Source organism: Arthrobacter sp. ZGTC131, from assembly GCF_002929275.1.
Classification (GTDB): domain Bacteria; phylum Actinomycetota; class Actinomycetes; order Actinomycetales; family Micrococcaceae; genus Arthrobacter.
Genome location: NZ_PJIK01000010.1, coordinates 1 through 17,386 on the forward strand (window position 1 = coordinate 1; position 17,386 = coordinate 17,386).

The following is a 17,386-nucleotide window of genomic DNA, read 5'->3' on the forward strand; positions in this document are numbered from 1 at the left end:
GTCACCCCGTCCTCGGTGGTGATCCGGAGGGTCACGAAGTTACGGGACGGGCTCGTCACGAACACTTCCGCAGCAATGATTTTCACAACAGGTCCTTTCGGAGGGACTGGTTCAGGGGTTTAGAGTTCGGGGTTCGGCGGGCAGGGTCAGTTGGCGGGCGCGGCGAGCGACTTCGCCGAAGTGGCCGTTCCGGTGCCGTCTGCGTTGGCCTCGGATTGCCCGCCGGCGGCACCGGACGTTTTGGGGGCATCGCCGCTTACCCGGCGTGCCGTGATCTCGGCGAGGATCGTGGCGTGCATCGCGTCCGTGAGTTTGTACTTGGACATCACCAGCACGGCGAGGATGGTCATGACCGCGGGCAGGGCGCCGGCGGCCACCTGGATGCCGAAGATGGCCTCCGCTGACTGCGCCGCGCCGGACTTGTAGCCGCCCAGTGCCAGCGCGTAGGCGGCAAGTGCGCCGCCCACGGCCTGGCCGGTCTTGCGGGTGAAGGAGAACAGGGCGTAGGTGATGCCTTCGGTGCGGACGCCGGTCTTCCATTCGCCGTATTCCACGGTGTCCGCTTCAAGGGCCCACACCACGATGTTTACCGCGAGCACACCCATCAGGCTCAGCACCAGGCCGGCAAATCCGATCCACACCTGGCTGGCGGGGGTGAGGAAAATGACGGTGCCGCCGACCACCGTGAGGAGGGCGGAGTAGATGTAGACCTTCTTCTTGCCCAAGTTCCGGACCAGCCTCGGCATGAAGCCCGCCAGCACGAAAGTCAGGACCAGCTGCGTAATGGAGAGCACCGGGTAGAGGTCCAGCCGGTGCAGCACGTCCCGCAGGTAGTACAGCTGCACGGACGTCAGGGCGAGGTAGCCGGTCAGGAAGAAGAAGGAGCTCAGGCACAGCATCAGCAGGGGCTTGTTCCCCTTGAGTGTGTCCATGCTCTGCTTGAAGGTGACGTTGGGAACGGCACGGTGCACGCGTTCCTTGGCTGTCAACACGGTGAAGAAGTAGAGCGCCGCCCCGATCACCACAAAGACCAGGGTGATGGTGGTGAAGGTTCCCTGGAGGTCGGCCCCCGGCTTGATCAGCGGCGCCACAAAAATGCCAAGGGCGGAGCCCACCAGCAGGGCGCCGATCATGCGGGCCGACCCGAGCTTGGCCCGCTCCCCCGGGTCCTGGGTCATGGCTCCGGCTAGCGAACCGTAAGGAATGTTGACCAGGCTGTAGGCGAGACCCAGGGCCGCGTACGTGACGTAGGCGTACAGCAGGGTACCCGTTTCGCCGATCTGCGGAACGGAGAAGGTGGCCACGCTGAGCAGGAGCAGCGGGATCGAACCGAACATGATGAAGGGGCGGAACTTGCCGAACCGCTTGCTGAAGGCCCGGTCTACCACCCGCCCCGCAAAGACGTCGGCGAAGGCGTCGAAGATCCGGACCGCAAGCAGCAGTGTGCCTGCGGCGGCCGCCGAAATGCCGGCCACGTCCGTGTAGTAGACGAGCAGGAACATGGTTGCCGTGGTGAAGGCCAGGTTATTGGCGGCGTCGCCGGCGCCATAGCCGATGATGCTCAGCTTGTTCAGCTTTTTCATGCGTGGGCTCCTTTACCCGGGGCCGGCCTGAGCCGGCGAAAATGGTGAAACGCTAGGGTGCGGTAATTTTTTTGTCGCTGCCGCTCTTGACTCCGGCGAGCGCGGTCCAGCGCTGGCGGAGCGCGAAGGCGGCGGGCTTGGGGCGGCGGTCGCGGGTGAAGACACCCTTTTTGTTGCCGTCAACGCGCATGATCCCGTTGGAGGTCTGGAAGTCCGCGAAGTTCCAGACCTGCTCGCCCACCATGGCATCGACGCGGTCGAACACGCGGTGGTACATGGCCAGGAAGGCGGCCTGGTATTCCTCGCTCCAGGGCTGTTGGTAAATCGAGTGGAAGCCGGGCATGGTGTCCGGCCCGTACTCGGTCATGATCATGGGCTTGCCGTACTTGGCTTCCCATTCCCGCAGCTCCTTTTCCAGGACCTGCTCCGCTGTTTCCAGGTCCCCGTTGTTCAGGTACCAGCCGTAGTAGCGGTTGAGCATGATGACGTCGAACAGGTCGCCCAGCAGTTCCTTGTCCGGAGTGTCGAACATGACGTTGACGTAGCCCACGGGACGGGTCGGGTCCAGCTGCCGGGTAAGTTCGGCCAGCGGCTGGAAGTATTCGCGGGCGCCTTCCTCCGAGCCGTTGGGCTCATTGGCGATGGACCAGATCACCACCGAGGGGTGGTTCTTGTCGCGGGCGATGAGTTCCGCGATGGCCTGCCGGTGGTTCGCGGCGGTGTTAGCGTCCACCCCGCCGTCGACGTACGTCTTTTTGGCGATGCCACCGAAGACGGCGCCGAAGCCGAGGTGTAGCCCCACTGCGGCGGTTTCGTCGATCACCACGATGCCGTGGCGGTCCGCGAACTCCATGACCTCCTCGGCGTACGGGTAGTGTGACGTGCGGAACGAGTTGGCGCCCACCCAGTCCAGAAGCTGGAAATCGTTGACCATCTGGGCGTTGCTGTGGCCCTTGCCGATCGCCACATGGTCCTCGTGCATGCCGAAGCCGGTGAAGTAGAAGGGTTCCCCGTTGATGAGGAATTCCTTGCCGCTGACCTCAACGGTCCGCACGCCCACCGGCAGGGTGTACGTGTCCTGCAGGCTGCCGCCGTCGTGAATTTCAGCCGTCAGGCTGTACAGGTACGCCGCGCCGGGCTTCCAGAGCACGACGTCGCTGATCGCCAGGGCGCCGTCGGCGCCTTCTGCCGTGGCGACTTCGGTGCCGTCAGCATCCTTGAGCGAAACGGTCACCGTTTCGCTGCCGCTGCCGCCGGTGGTCGCAATCGTGTAGTCCACGGTGCCGGTGGAGCCTTCGAAACCGGTCACGACGGTGATGTCATCGACCGTGACGGCGGGTGTGCTGTAGAGCCAGACGCTGCGGTGCAGCCCGGCGTAGTTGTAGAAGTCGTGGAGGTAGCTCTGCTGCCTGCGGCCGTCCTCGGTGACAGTGATGCTGCCCGGCGGGATGGTGGCCTGGGTGAGTTCGTTGTTCACAGAGATCGTGAGCCGGAAAGCCTGCCCCGGGGTGACGTGGTCCGTGATGTCGGCACTGAAGGGCATGTAGCCGCCGGTGTGCTCGGCGACCAGGACATCGTTTACCCAGACCATGCCCTCGTGGGTGGCGGAGTCGAGGCGGACGTGGATCCGCTCCCCGGCCCAGCCGCGGGGAACCCGCACTTCGCGCTGGTACCAGACGTAGCCCACGTGGTCGCGGATGGCCTTGTCCGGGAAGACGTCGTTGTAGCTGGCCGGAACACCCATTTCGAGACTGGTCTCCAGCGGAGCCTTAAACCATTCCTGCCGGTGGCCCGCGCGGTCGAAGTCCACCTGGAAGCGGTAGAGGCCGTCGAGGTTGACCATTTCACGGGTTTCGTTTGCCTGGGGCTTGAGCATTTTGACGAAGTCCTTACGCGTCTTTGCGGGTTTGAGCCGGGAGGAGAATCTTGGGGGCGGGGGTGCCGCCGGTCTTGCTCTTGTTGTAAGCCTAATCACTTGGCAATCATTTGGCAAGCGGTTGCCATTATTTTTGTTGAAGTTTTCATTAAACGCTGCTGCCCGGCTCTCCGCGATCGGGAGCCGGGCAGCAGCGCATGCACGAAGGACGTTACGGGGAGACAGCCGGCTCCCCGAACGTTCCGCACAGGTCTTCAATGAGGTCCACGACGGCGGCGTCCCCGGCCAGCGCCGGATCCACCAGGGCCAGCAGGGCACGGATCCGCTCAGGCCCGCCGAGCTGGTTGGCCGCGGCCACCTCGGCCGCCAGCGGGTCTTGGAACGCTGTGGCGGCAGCGCTGTAATCAATCCAGGCAGAAATCATGAGCGCCGCGGCCCAACCTGACCTGCCTTCGGCACGCTCGGCCTGCAGCACCGGAACGGCGCGCATCCGCAGCTTGGTGCTGCCGTCCATCGCGATCTGGGCGAGGTGGTGGGCAATCCGGGCGTTGCTGAATCGTGCCAGCAGGGCGGCACGGTAGGCCGGGATCCGGAGCTCCCCAGCGTTTCCGTCCGGGCCGGAAAGGTTCGCCTCCGCCTCATCCCAGAACTTTTCCACGGCCTGCAGGCACAGCGGGTCCGCCAAGGCCTGCGCCACGGTGGTGTGGCCTCGGAGCTGACCGGCGTAGGCCAGCAGCGAGTGCGCGCCGTTCAGGAGCCAGAGTTTGCGGTTCTCGTACGGCTCGATGTCCGCCACGAACACGGCCCCGGCGTCTTCCCAGCGCGGCCTTCCGGCCGGGAACTCCCCGCTTAGCACCCAGTTGGCGAACGGTTCGGCCACCACCGGCGAGTTGTCGCGGTAGCCGCAAGCCGCCTGAACGGCGGCAACGTCGTTATCCGTGGTGCGCGGAGTGATCCTGTCCACCGAGGTGCTGACGAAGCTGATGTTGGCGTCGATCCAGCCGGCCAGGCCGGCGTCCCAGGCCCCGGCCAGGCCAACCACGGCGTTGTGCGCCACGGTGCCGTTGTTGGAAAGGTTGTCGCAGCAGACCACCGCCAGCGGCCCGGCCCCGGCAGCCCGGCGGGCGGCGAGGGCCAGCACCAGCCGGCCCAGCGGCGTCGTCGGATTTCCACTGCCTGACGCCAGCAGCGCAAGGTCGGCAACGACGTCGGACGCCGTCCTGTCGAGGTGCCCGTCGGCGCCGAGCCGGTAGGCGGCTTCGGTGATGGTCAGGGTGATGACGGCGGTGGCGGGAGCGGCAACCAGCTCCGCCAGCCGCTGCACCTCGGCGCCGTCCACGGCCTCAACGATGCTGCTGACAACGGTGAAGGAGTCTCCGCCGTCGGCCCTTTCCACCAGGGTGAACAGCCCCTCCTGATCGGCCAGGGCCAGCGCGGCGTCCGGGCGCCGGCCGGTGAAGGCGGCGATGCCCCAGTCCGCGGCGTCGGCCGACTGGTGGGTGTACCAGGCCTGGTGCGAGCGGTGGAAGGCGCCGAGCCCCAGGTGGACGATCCGCACGGGTGCCTTGGTGGCCGGGCGCAGGCGGCGGCTAAGTGGCGGAAGTTCCACGGCTGGTTCTGCCGCTTGGGCATTTTGCAGTTCGGTGCTCACAGTTTGAAGACCCTTCGGGGCGAGCCGTCGACGAGGTCGACGATCAGTTCATGGGCGCGGTCCTCGCTGACGCGGTGCTCGGCCACAAGCCGGGCCAGGAAGGAGGCCTCGATCCGGCGGGACGCATCGTGCCGTGCCGGGATGGAGCAGAAGGCGCGGGTGTCGTCGATGAAGCCGGACGAGCGGGAGAAACCGGCGGTCTCGGTGACGGCCGAGCGGAAGCGCAGCATGGCGTCCGGTGCGTCCAGGAACCACCACGGGGCGCCGAGGTAGACGGACGGGTAGAAGCCTGCCAGCGGCGCGAGTTCGCGGGAGAAGACGGTCTCGTCCAGGGTGAAGAGCACCAGGTGGAAATTCTTGGCCGTGCCGAAGTCCTGCAGCAGCGGGCGGATCGCCTCGGTGTAGTTGACGGCGAACGGGATGTCGTGGCCCGTGTCGGCGCCAAAGGCGTTGAAGGTGGGTTCGTGGTGGTTGCGGTACGACCCCGGGTGGATGGTCATCACCAGGCCGTCCTCCACGGACATCCGCGCCATCTGGTACATCATGTGGGCTTCGAAGTCCTCGCGGTCCTGCGCCGTGGCCTGGCCCGAGCGGGCCCGGTCGAACAGCTTCGCCGCATCGCCGACGTCGAGCTTCAGCGTTGCGGGAGTGCGGACGCCGTGGTCGGCAGAGACTGCGCCGTGTTCCACGAAATAACGACGCCGGTTTTCCAGGGCAGTGATGTAGCCGGCGTAGCCGGTGGCGCCGTCGCCCGCTGCCGCGATGAGCCGGTCAACGTTCGCGGACCATGTGGGGTGCGCGATGTTCAGGTAGGCGTCCGGGCGGAAGGTGGGCAGGACCCGCCCGTGGAACGTGGGGTCCTCGGCGATCGCCTTGTGGCTGGCGAGGCTGTCCAAGGGGTCGTCCGTGGTGGCCAGTACCTCGATGTTGAAGTCCTTGAAGAGCTGGCGGGGCCGGAAACCGGGCTCCAGCAGCTTGGCCGAAATGGCATCGTAGCTGGCATCGGCGGTTTCTGCGCTGATCTCCTGCTGGAGGCCGAAGACGCTGTCGAATTGGGTGCGGAGCCAGTAGCCGGAGGCGGTGCCCTCGAACAGCGGCCAGGCTTGGCAGAACTCGCGCCACACGGTGCGGGAGTCCGGTGCCGAGCCATTCGAGCCGCGCAGCCGGTCCAGCGGGACGCCGCTGGCGTGGATCAGGCGGGTGACGTAGTGGTCCGGGCTGACCAGCAGCGCTGCCGGGTCCGGGAAGGGGGTGTTGTGCTCGATGACTGCGGCGTCAACGTGCCCGTGCGGGGAAATGATGGGCAGGTCCTGGACGCGCTGCAGGAGGTCGCGCGCAATGCTGCGCGTTCCGGGATCCGCGGGCAGGAGCCGGTCTGGGTTGGCTGCAATCGACTGTGACATAGCTCAATGGTCGGGCCTGCCGCAGGCTTTTGTCAACCGGTTGCCATAAATTGCCATCCGGGTTGCGGCGAAAGTGCTCGGTACGGTTACCCCTCGGGCAGCAATCGTCCGCTCGAGCCCCGCAGCACGAGCTCCGTTTCGACGCGCAGCGTCGCGGCAGGCTCCCCCGTGCCATGCAGGAGATCAAGCAGCAGAGTGGCAGCGCCCGAGCCGCATTCCCCCAGCGGCGAGCGCACGGTGGTGAGCGGAGGCGTGGTGAAATCCGCCCCGAAAATGTCGTCGAACCCCACAATGCTGATCTGGTCCGGCACCACCATCCCGGCGGCCTGGAGTTCCTGCATGAGACCGATCGCCAGGAGGTCGTTGTAGGTCAGCACTGCCGTGGCACCGCTGGCCCGGACGTCGCGTGCCACCTGCCTGCCGCCGTCGACCGTAGGTTTGGTGGATTCCAGCCGTACGGCCTCCAGCCGGGACCACTCGCAGGCGGCCTGCACGCCTTCCCAGCGGCGGGCGGACATCCAGGACTGAGCTGGTCCGGCAACAAAGGCAACTTTTGTGTGGCCGTTGGCGGCCAGGCTGCGGACGGCCTCGCTGATGCCCTTGTTCACGTCGGGAACAACACATGGCACGCCGTCGACCTCGCGGTTGATGACCACCACGGGTTTGTCCCGGGCGAGCGTCCGGATGTCGTCGTCGTCCATGCGCGGGCTGGCCAAGATGAGGCCGTCAACGGTGGCCATCATCCGGCGGGCGGCGGTCAGCTCGGTGACCGCTGACTCGGCGGACTCGGCCAGCACCAGGGTGTAGTCCCGGACCGTGGCGGTGGTCTCCGCTCCGCGGATGATGTCGAAGAACGTGGGGTTGGTAATGTCCGCGACGATCAGCCCGAAGGTGTTGGTGCGCCCGGTGGGGAGCGCCCGGGCGAACGGATTGACCTGGTAGTTCAGCTCGGCGGCGGCATCCTCGATGAGCTTCTGCGTCTTGGCGCTGACCCTGCCCGGCTTGCTGAGGGCCCGGGAAACCGTGGACGGATTGACGCCGGCAACCTTGGCAATGTCGTAGATAGTGGCATTGGGCTTGCCGTCCCGGGCGTGCTTTTTGGCTGGCGCTCTTGTTGCGGCAACATCGGGCGTTCTGGGTTCAGTCACCGCCCCATCCTAACGATGAATCAACCCAACTAGCTCGCAGTTAATGCCGTTTTGAGGGCTCAAAACGGCATTAACTGCTACTCAGTTGGCCAGCGGTTGCCGGGCAGGCGTGCTTGCCGGCGGCGTTGCTAGGAGCGCTCGGGGAACTTGCCTTCGTCCGCGATGCGCTTGTTCAGCTCGGCAAGGAACTCGTCCTCGTCGAAGTCCAGGCCCACTTCGGTGCCGGTCCAGCTGGAGAGGTGGATCGCGTTGGCCAGGCGGACGCCGTTGATGCCGTCCGATCCCGGGGCCAGCAACGGGGTACCGTCCAGGATGTTTGCGGCGAAGTTCTCCAGGACGCCGGCGTGCTGGCCGCCCCAGACGGATTCGAACTCGATGACTTCGGTTGAGTAGTACTCCTCAGGATTCAGCTCGCCCATGAAGAGCTTGCGGACATCCTCCATGCCCATGCCGTCGCTGAGCTCCTGTTCAGGCCTTACCAGCCGGGTCACGGTGGCAGTCTTGGAGTTTTCGACGACGATCTTGCCCTGGTCGCCCAGGATCTCGAAGCGGTCGGTTCCCACGAGGTCGTGCGTGGCGGTGACGAAGACGCCGGTGGCGCCGTTGCCGTAGTCCACTACAGCGGTGACTTCGTCCTCCACGGCGATGTCGCGGCGGAAGCCGTAGGCAACCTTGGAGTAGACGGACTTCGGCACGCCGCAGATCCACTGCCACAGGTCCAGCTGGTGCGGTGCCTGGTTGACCAGGACGCCGCCGCCTTCGCCGCCCCACGTGGCGCGCCATTCGCTGGAGTTGTAGTAGCCCTGTGGACGCCACCAGTTGGTGATGATCCAGTTGGTGCGGCGGATGCTCCCGATCTCGCCGTTCTCGACGATCTCCTTGAGCTTCCGGTACAGCGGGTTGTTGCGCTGGTTGAACATGATCGCGAAGGACAGTTCAGGCTTGCTCGCGGCAAACTCGTTGAGTTCTTTGACCTGCTTGGTGTACACGCCGGCCGGCTTCTCCACGAGCGCGTGGATATTGCGCTTGAGCGTCTCGATGCCCATCTCCGGGTGCAGGAAGTGCGGCACGCACGTGACCACTGCATCGACGTCGCCGCTTTCCAGCATGGCGATGTAGTCGTCGTAGAAAGGCGCGTCCGGGTACGTGGCCGAGGCAACTTCCTTCTTCGCGGGATCGGTGTCGCAGATGGCGCCGATCTCCATGTTGGGAACCATGCCGTCCGTGATGAACTTGGCGTAGGCGCCGCCCTGCTGGCCCAGGCCGATGATGCCGAGGCGTACTTTCTTGCTCATTGGTGAATCTCCGTATTCTTTGGTGCTGGGTCTGGGAAGTCTTAGAAGAGGTCGGCGTGGCCCATGGCCACCAGGTTGTCGTGCGAGGTCTGCAGGGCATCCCAGACGGTGCGGCCGTAGAGCTCATCCTGTTCAACCAGCAGGTATTCGGCTCCGGCGGCCTGCGCGGCCGGAATGATGGACGGGAAGTCCAGGTTGCCTTCGCCCACTTCGGCGAACTGGACCACGTTCTTAAATTCCTGCATGAAGCCCGCGAAGTCGCCGGTCTGCAGCATTCCGAAGGCCGCCTCGGGCATCTCGCCGATCCGGTAGTCCTTGAGGTGCACCATGGCCGTGCGGTCGGCGTACTTGTTGATGGTCCGGACGGGATCGAGGCCGCCGCGCTGGACCCAGTGCACGTCGATTTCCATCCCCATGGACGGGGAGTTCTCGGCGATGATGTCCAGCATGTATTTGCCGTCGAACTTCGCGAACTCGATGTGGTGGTTGTGGTAATAAAGGGCGATCCCGTGTTCCTGCAAGCGCTCTGCGTAGCCGTTGGCTTCCTTGGCGAAATCAATGACTGCCCCGATCGACTTCATCGCCGGGAACGGCAGCATTCCGATCCGAAGAAGCTTGGAGTCGAGCCGCTTGGCGTCGTCCACGATCTTGCCAAAGTCGTCCCGGAGCGAGTCACCGGGACGGCCAACCGGTTTTTCCAGAGCCACCGAGAGGGCAGCCATATCCATGCCAAGCTCGGTCCGGGCCCGGTCCAGTTCGGCTACGTTCTCGGCCGTCATGGGGATCTGGGAAATTTCGACGGCGTTGTAACCGATCGCGCTGACCTTGCGGAGCGTTTCAAACGCCCCGAGTTCGGTGAAGCTGTCTTTCAGCATCATCGCTTGTACGCCAATTTTGGCCACGTTATTCCTCCGTTGTTATACCTGTTGTGTTAAATCCGGCGCCTGCCCTTAGGCGAGGGCGCCGGCTTGCTCAATCTGATGCCGCTGGCTTTCCAGCAGTCGGTGGCGGTCCGCCCGGCGCTGTTCCTGCCGGTCCGGATCGGGTACTGGGGACGCCAGCAGGAGACGCTGGGTGTAAGGGTGCTCGGGATCGCGGGTAACTACCTCGGCCGGTCCCTGTTCGACGATCTCGCCGTGGTACATCACAGCCACACGGTGGCTGATGTGCCGCACGACGTCAAGGTCATGGGAGACGAACAGGTAGGAAACTCCGGTGTCCTTCTGGATCTGCAGGAACAGGTCAAGGACGCGGGCCTGGGTGGACAGGTCCAGCGCGCTGACGGGTTCGTCGCAAACAATGAGCTTGGGCGAGAGGGCCAGCGCCCGGGCGATGGCGACGCGCTGGCGCTGGCCGCCGCTGAACTCCCGCGGGAGGCGGTGGATGGCGTCCGAGGGCAGACCCACCTGGTCAAGCAGTTCCTTGACCCGCTTTTTGGCGGCCGCCGGTTCCATGCCCTGCACGCCGAGGGGTTCGGCGAGGATGTCGCCGATCTCCAGGGCGGGGTTGAGCGAGGTGTACGGATCCTGGAAGACCACCTGGAGGTCGCGGCTCAGAGTCCGGCGCTGCTTGCGCGAAGCGTGGCTGATGTCGGTGCCTTCAAAGGTGATCTTGCCGCCGGTCACCGGGGCCAAGCCGAGGACCGCCCGGCCCAGGGTGGTCTTGCCGGAGCCGGACTCCCCCACCAGGCCAAGGGTCTCTCCCTGGCCGATGGTGATGTTGATATCCGTCAGGGCCCGGAACGGCTTGGCCCGGAACTTCTTGCTGGGGTATTCCACAAAGAGGTTGTCCACTGTCAGCAGCGGGGCGTTCTGCGTGGTGCTCATGCGACCGGCTCCTTCTGGCTGGATACAAGCATGGACATGGGGGTTTTGCCTTCAAGCATCGACGCCAGGAGGGTCTGGGTGTACTGCTCTTTCGGGTTGCGGAGGATGTCGCGGACGGATCCTTCCTCCACGAGCCGGCCGTTCTGCATCACGGCCACGCGGTCGCAAAGGTCCGCCACCACACCGAAGTTGTGGGTTACCAGGATGATGCCGATGTTCAGGCGCTGCTGGAGCTCGCGCAGGAGGTCCAGCACGTCGGCCTGCACCGTGACGTCCAAAGCCGTGGTGGGCTCATCAGCGATCACCAGGTCCGGCTCGCAGCTGATGGCGCCGGCGATCAGAACACGCTGTGCCATGCCGCCGGAGACTTCGTGCGGGTAGGCGCTGAACGTCCGTTCCGGGTTGACGATGCCGACGTCGGTCAGGAGCTTCAGCGCACGCTTGCGGGCTTCCTCCTTGGAGATCCCCAGGACGCGCACCATGGGCGTGACCAGCTGGTAGCCGATGGTGAATGCCGGGTCCAGGTTGCTCATGGGCTCCTGCGGAATGTAGGAGATCCGCTTGCCCCGCAGCTTGGACAGCCTGTCCTGGTTGACGCGCTCCTCGCCCGGGGCAACGGTGTAGCTGCCATCGAACTGGATGGCGCCGCCCACGATCCGGGCGTTGTCCGGCAGGAGGCCCAGGATGGAGAACGCCGTCTGGGACTTGCCCGAGCCGGATTCACCCACGATGCCCAGGATCTCGCCGCGGTCCACGTGGAAGGACACGTCGTCTACCACCTTCTTGACGGAGCCGTCAGCCTGCGGGTAGCCGACGCCGAGATTGGTCACCTTCACCAGGTGGTGCTCGGTTCCGGCGTCGACGGCGGCCACAGCCTTACGGGACGGGCGCCCGGCGGCGGGCGCCGCCGTCGTGCCTTCCAGCGTTGCCCTTTTCTTGCGGTGCCTGATCTTTTCGCCGTCTTCCAACGCGTCGCGGATGGCGTTGCCGAGCAGCACCAGGCCGCCGATAGTGAGCGCCATGGCGAGGGCGGGCCAGAAGAGCAGCGTGGGGGTCAGGTAGACGTTCTTGAAGCCTTCGGAGAGCATCACGCCCCACGTTGCCTTGGTGGGATCACCGAGCCCCAGGAACTCAAGTCCGGACTGGATCGCGATGGCCACGCCAGCAATGGCTGCGGTCTGAATGATGATGGGTGCACGGATCACGGAGAAGATGTGGCGTGCAATGATGCTCCAGTCGGAGAGCCCGGACACACGCGCTGCATCGACATAAAGCTCGTTGCGCACCGACTGGACAGCGGTGCGGGTCAAGCGGAAGTAGGACGGGCTGATGAGGACGCCGAAGGCGATCATCGAAATCCATACCGAGGGTCCGAACGCTGCGCGGATGGTGAGCAGCACGATCAGGCCCGGCAGGCTCATGAGGATGCTGACCACCCAGTTGGAGACGGCCTCGAACTTCCCGGCGTAGTAGCCGGCGATCAGGCCAGCTGGGAGGCCGATGGCGATGGCAACACCGGCGCACAGCATTGCGGACAACAGCGTGAGCTGCGCACCGAAGAGCAGGCGGCTCCAGGTGTCGCGTCCGGCGCTGTCCGTGCCCAGGATGTTCACCGAGTCTGCAGGCGCCAGGGTCTTGGTGATGTTCGCGAAGTTTTCCTCGAACGGGGCCAGGACCGGGGCGAAGATGGCCAACAAGGCGATGGACCCCAGGATCACCAGCGAGGCGATGCCCATCGGGTTCCTGATGAGGCGGCGCATCACAGTGGAACGGACTACTGTGCCGCTCTGCCCCGTCGGAACGGGGGCGGCAACGGCCGCTGTTTCTACGGAATCGCTCATGACACACGCACTTTCGGGTTGAGCCAACCATTGAGGATGTCCACCAGGAGGTTCACCACGATGACCACCACCACGGTGTACATGACCACTCCCATGACCACGGGAAGATCGGACTGGCCGGTGGCGGTGACCGCGAGCGGTCCCATTCCTGGAAGGGCGAAGATCTGCTCGATGATCACCACGCCGCCCAGCATGCCGATCAGTTGCAGGCTCAAAACGGTCAGGCCTGCCGGTGCCGCGCTGCGCAGCACATGCTTGAAGAGGATTTCGCGCTCTCCGATGCCCCGGCTGCGCAGTGTCCGGACGTAATCGCGCTCGAGCTGCTTGATCACGGCGCTGCGGATCTGCTGCGCGCCGCCAGTCACGCCGTTGATCAACAGGGCGATGACCGGAAGGGTCATCGAGTAGACCCAAGCCTCCGGACCCACTTCAGGAGAGATGGTGCTGGTGGCCGGGAAGAAGCCCAGCTGGATGGCCAGGATGGTCACCAGGAGCACACCGATCACGTACCCCGGGATGGAGTCGCCAACGATCGCGCCCACCTGGACTACCCTGTCCACCCAGCCGCGCTTGACGGCTGCGGCAACACCAATCAGTGCTGCGCAGATGGCGATCAGGATCATTGCGGTGAAAACCATCGTCATGGTCACCGGGATACGTGTAGCCAGGGAGCTGGCCACCGGCTCCGAGGTGAACCACGAAGCTCCAAGGTTTCCTGAGAGGGCGTCGCCCAACCAGGCGAAGTAACGGGTTACGAGGGGCTGGTCGAGTCCCAGCTCCTGTTCCTTAAAGGCAACCTGTTCAGGGGTGGCCTGGTCGCCCAGGATGTTCCGGGCGATGCTGCCGCTGGAGGTGTACAGCAGGGTGAAGGTGAGCGCCGAAACTACGAACAACACCACCAGACCACTGCCCAGCCTTTTCGCAATGAACTTGATCATGGGGTTCCTACTTGGCAGGCGAGTAGTTGTAGATGGACGGAACGGCCTGCTGTGCCTGCGGGGTGACGTTCACTTTGTCGTTGTGGTAATACATCTGGTTGACGCGGAACAGCGGAGCGAACCAGGCCTGCTCTACCACATACTTGTTGACGTCCTGGGCCAGCGTGCCGGCCTCTTCGCCACCGGTGCGCACAGCCTGGATCTTTGCCTCGAGCTCCGGGGCGGTGTTCTTGAAGGGGTTGTACAGGGCTTTGGTGGAGACGATCTGGTCAATCGCAACCGTTGGCTCACCCTGGAAGAGGTTGAAGAACATTGCGTGGTACTTCTGGGCCGCAACGTCCGCCGTGAAGGTATTGGTGATCGCGGCGCCCGGCTTCAGGGTGATTCCGACGTCCGCGAGCTGCTGCTGGAGGACGGAGATCAGGGTTTCAGCTCCTGGAAGGGTGGGGACGTCGATAGTCACGTTGCCTTCGAAGCCGGATTCCTTCAAGAGTTGCTTGGCCTTGGCGGGATCGTAGCTGTAGTAGTTTTCGAGCTCTTCAGTCCACGCACCGCTGTCCTTGCCAAACGGCTGGGAGGTGGGAGTTCCCTGGCCGAGCATTACCTGGTCCAGGATGGTCTTGCGGTCGAATGCGTGGTTGATGGCCTGGCGGACCTTGACGTTGGCCAGAGCGGGGTTCTTGGTTCCGTCTCGGTCCAGGAGGAGCAAGCCGGACCAGTCCACCTGGTTCGCTTCAAGCTTCATCTTGGCGCCCTCGGCCTGCTTGCCGTTCTTGGGGTCCAGGAGGGTGGCGTCAACCTGGCCGGAAACCAAGGCGTTTGTCCGGGCTGTGGGATCGGTGAGGATCTTAAGGGTCAACTTCTTGTACTTCTGGAGGTCCTTGTTCCAGTAGCCATCCCGTGCTGTGAAGACCGTCTGCGAATCCTTCACTGAGGCAGCTTTGTCCATCACGTACGGGCCGGAGCCCACCGGGACGGTCTTGATGGCGTCAGTACCCAGGGACTTGGGGCTTCCCATCAGGCCCGCTGCTTGGCTCAGGAAGTACTCCAGTGCGGGCTCGGTGGCGGTGAGGTTGATATCAATGGTGTCCTCGTCCACCACGGCGATGTCGGACACAGAAGCCAATTGGGCCATCTGGGGACCATTTGCCTTCTTGAAGTGATCAAGGTTGGCCTTGGCAGCTTCAGCGTCGAACTTGGCACCGTCGCTGAAGGTGACGTCAGTCCGGAGATCCACGGTGAGCTTGGTGTTGGTGTCGTTGTACTTCCACGCGGTGGCCAGCATCGGGCTGAGCTTGCCGTCCGGTTCGCGCAGGATGAGGGTGTCATACGCGGCCTGGTACGGCTGCAGGGCATGGCCGACGTGGGCCTGGGCAGGATCCCAGGAAGTGATGTCGCGGAGAGTGCCCAAGGTAAGTGATGTTGGGGCAGCGCCGGCGTTCGTGCCCGCTCCGGCGCCCCCGCCGCATGCGGTGAGCGCCAGCGAGGCGCTGAGTACGAGGGCGGCTGCTGCCGCCTTGGGACCTAACTTCATTGTTGGCTCCTTGAATCTGTGGAACGTGAGACTTGCGAAATGAAGCAAGTGTGGCGTGCGCCACATCCGCCTTGTGAGATTCACAGTACGCACTGTTGCCTTGCTTGGCAACCGATTGTCAAAAATGTTGCATTGTTTCTTTTTTATACCGGAGTAGGTAGTTCGGGCGCGAGCGGACTGGTTGCAACCGGTTGCTGTCCAAGACGCCGTCAGAGGCTCCCCGAGCGCCACTGCAGGCCCCGGTCAGGACACTTTGCCAGCCAATTCCGGGTAGCTCTGCCGGTAGACGTCCTTGATGATGCGCAGCGATTTTTCGGCCTCTGCGGGGCTGATCCAGAACGGCTCCGCCTCGTCCAGCCGGCCATAGAAGTCGTTGATCAACAACTCGTGGGAGACACCCCAGTATGACCGGCCGCCGGAGTCGCTGGTGCGCTCAGGAATGACGTCCACGCGCCCGTCTGCGTACGTGACTGTCAGGTCGCCGCGCAGGCTAAGGACGGCGTTCTCGGTGACCACATCGAGCGTCACCGGTGCGTTAAAGGCGTTGGCCAAGGTGGCGTAGAACGCGCTCCGGGCGCCGTTGGCGTGCTCCGCAACGAATTCCGCCGTGTCCTCAACCTCAATGGCGCCGGCCAGGAAGCGCGTGGAGGCCCTGCCGCTGACGGTCGCGACGTCACCCACCAGCCATTGCAGCAAATCCACGGTGTGGATGGCCTGGTTCATCATCAGCCCGCCGCCGCCCCCGGCCCAGGTCCCCCGCCACGGCCGGTCTTCGTAGTACTCGGCTGACCGCTGCCACATCACTGTTGCCGAGGCCCCGACCACGGCCCCCAGCTCGCCCGACGCCAGCAGCGCGTGCATGGCCTGTGCCGTGGCGTTGTATCGGTTCTGGAAGCACACGGCGATCTTCGCCCGGCCGGCCGAGGCAGCTTCCACCAGCCGCCGGCCTTCGGCCAGGGTGTGGGCCAGCGGCTTTTCCACGATGACGTGGACGCCGCGCTCCAGGCAGTCCGCGGCCACCCATGCGTGCTGGTCATGCGGGGTGCAGATGTGCACCACGTCCGGCCGGACCGCCTCGATGAGGCTGAGGTGGTCAGCGAAGCCGGGGACGCCGTGGGCGGCCACCGCGGCAGCCAGCCGCTGCGGATCTGAATCGCAGACGGCAACCAGCGTGGCGCCGTCGAGCTTTGCTATCGCCTCGAAGTGCACTGACGAGACGTCGCCGCAGCCGATAACCGCCGCCGTCGTGCTCAAGAGAGCTCAACCCCGTTCTTCGCAGCGAGCGCAGCGAAGGCGCGGGCCGCGGTTCCGAAGGCCGCCGGTCCCGAAAAGCCGCCCAGTTCGTGGGCGCTGGCCAGGTGTGGTTCCAGCGAGGCGAACCCGCTGAAGCCGTCCGCCCTGAGGGCGGCGATGGTGGCGTCGAGCTCGCCGTCACCTTCACCGGACGGCACCACCTCGCCGGTGCTGGACAGGGCGTCCTTGACCTGGAAGTACTCGAGATACGGGCGGAGCATGGCGTAGCCCTCGGTGTAGGGCTTCACGCCCACCTGGACGAAGTTGGCGTTGTCCCACGCGACGCGGAGCGCCGGTGAGTCTGCGGTCTTCATGATGTCCAGGACGCGCTCCGGCGTATCACCGTAGATGCCTTTTTCGTTCTCATGCAGAAGCACGACGCCGAATTCCTCGGCCACGGCTGCCAGCGCACCCATGCGCACGAGGACGCCCGTCCGAAAGTCGTCAGCGGACTGGCCTTCTGCCGGGTAGAAGGAGAAGATGCGGATGTATTTCGTATCCAGACCCTTGGCCACGGAAATGACCTGGCGGAGGCGCTGCAACTCGTGGTCCACCGGCAGGCTCGCATCCACCTTGCCGATGGGGCTGGCCACTGCTGATACCTTGAGGCCCTTTTCGTCGAGGATCTCCTTGAGCCTGGCAACCTGTTCCGGTTCCAGCTCGGAGACGTTGGTGCCCCAGGCGCTCCGCACCTCGATGTGGCTGGCCCCCAAGGCCAGCAGCACGGCGGCCTGCACTGCCGGATCCGGATCAATTTCGTCGCCGAAGCCTGAGAGTTGCCAGACGGTGGTTGGTGTTTTGCTCACGCGGATCTCCTGGGTTCGCTGCCACCGCGCGTGCTTTTCCAGCTCCGGCACGGTGACACAGTTCACAAACGGTGTCTGCCCAAGCTTAGCCACCCTGGCGAATAATGACAACCGGTTGCCAAGCCTTGGCCGCCTGTGGCATTCTTTGCTAACCGGCTTGTGGCGGCAGTCACAGACCGGTCATCCCCTGGC

13 protein-coding genes are annotated in these 17,386 nt (G+C 64.6%); all 13 read right to left on the reverse strand.

Features of this window, described 5'->3' with window-relative positions; all coding sequences use genetic code 11:
- Positions 1 to 146: 146 nt before the first annotated feature.
- On the reverse strand, positions 147 to 1,583 hold the full coding sequence (gene uidB / locus CXQ90_RS13245) for a glucuronide transporter (protein ID WP_104139761.1): 1,437 nt from the start codon (positions 1,581 to 1,583) through the stop codon (positions 147 to 149).
- Positions 1,584 to 1,635: 52 nt separating this feature from the next.
- Positions 1,636 to 3,459: a beta-glucuronidase gene (gene uidA / locus CXQ90_RS13250; protein WP_104139763.1), complete on the reverse strand. Its 1,824-nt coding sequence runs from the start codon at positions 3,457 to 3,459 to the stop codon at positions 1,636 to 1,638.
- A 211-nt stretch (positions 3,460 to 3,670) separates the two neighbouring features.
- Positions 3,671 to 5,110 (reverse strand): mannitol dehydrogenase family protein, encoded by a 1,440-nt coding sequence (locus tag CXQ90_RS13255; protein WP_258064527.1) that lies wholly within the window; start codon positions 5,108 to 5,110, stop codon positions 3,671 to 3,673.
- The gene (gene uxaC, locus CXQ90_RS13260) at positions 5,107 to 6,513 is read right to left on the reverse strand and encodes a glucuronate isomerase (protein WP_104139764.1); all 1,407 of its coding nucleotides are present in this window, start codon (positions 6,511 to 6,513) and stop codon (positions 5,107 to 5,109) included. Before uxaC ends, CXQ90_RS13255 begins: the two co-directional genes overlap by 4 nt.
- A gap of 86 nt (positions 6,514 to 6,599) precedes the next feature.
- Positions 6,600 to 7,661, reverse strand: a complete 1,062-nt coding sequence (locus CXQ90_RS13265; RefSeq protein ID WP_104139766.1) for a LacI family DNA-binding transcriptional regulator — start codon at positions 7,659 to 7,661, stop codon at positions 6,600 to 6,602.
- A 128-nt stretch (positions 7,662 to 7,789) separates the two neighbouring features.
- Positions 7,790 to 8,956, reverse strand: a complete 1,167-nt coding sequence (locus tag CXQ90_RS13270; protein WP_104139767.1) for a Gfo/Idh/MocA family protein — start codon at positions 8,954 to 8,956, stop codon at positions 7,790 to 7,792.
- Between the two features lie 41 nt (positions 8,957 to 8,997).
- Complete coding sequence (locus CXQ90_RS13275) at positions 8,998 to 9,834, reverse strand: sugar phosphate isomerase/epimerase (RefSeq protein WP_104139769.1); 837 nt, start codon at positions 9,832 to 9,834, stop codon at positions 8,998 to 9,000.
- 72 nt (positions 9,835 to 9,906) lie between these two features.
- Positions 9,907 to 10,782, reverse strand: coding sequence for an ATP-binding cassette domain-containing protein (locus tag CXQ90_RS13280; protein WP_104139770.1), 876 nt, complete (start codon positions 10,780 to 10,782; stop codon positions 9,907 to 9,909).
- The gene (locus tag CXQ90_RS13285; protein ID WP_104139772.1) at positions 10,779 to 12,623 is read right to left on the reverse strand and encodes a dipeptide/oligopeptide/nickel ABC transporter permease/ATP-binding protein; all 1,845 of its coding nucleotides are present in this window, start codon (positions 12,621 to 12,623) and stop codon (positions 10,779 to 10,781) included. The genes CXQ90_RS13280 and CXQ90_RS13285 overlap by 4 nt, the downstream gene beginning before the upstream one ends.
- Positions 12,620 to 13,561 carry an ABC transporter permease gene (locus CXQ90_RS13290; RefSeq protein WP_104139773.1) on the reverse strand — a complete coding sequence of 314 codons (942 nt, stop codon included), beginning with the start codon at positions 13,559 to 13,561 and terminating at the stop codon, positions 12,620 to 12,622. The genes CXQ90_RS13285 and CXQ90_RS13290 overlap by 4 nt, the downstream gene beginning before the upstream one ends.
- A gap of 7 nt (positions 13,562 to 13,568) precedes the next feature.
- Entirely contained in the window at positions 13,569 to 15,095 is a 1,527-nt protein-coding gene (locus tag CXQ90_RS13295; protein ID WP_104139775.1) for an ABC transporter substrate-binding protein, read from the reverse strand.
- A 243-nt stretch (positions 15,096 to 15,338) separates the two neighbouring features.
- Positions 15,339 to 16,349 (reverse strand): Gfo/Idh/MocA family protein, encoded by a 1,011-nt coding sequence (locus CXQ90_RS13300; RefSeq protein WP_104139776.1) that lies wholly within the window; start codon positions 16,347 to 16,349, stop codon positions 15,339 to 15,341.
- On the reverse strand, positions 16,346 to 17,200 hold the full coding sequence (locus tag CXQ90_RS13305) for a sugar phosphate isomerase/epimerase (RefSeq protein WP_104140004.1): 855 nt from the start codon (positions 17,198 to 17,200) through the stop codon (positions 16,346 to 16,348). The genes CXQ90_RS13300 and CXQ90_RS13305 overlap by 4 nt, the downstream gene beginning before the upstream one ends.
- Positions 17,201 to 17,386: the final 186 nt, after the last annotated feature.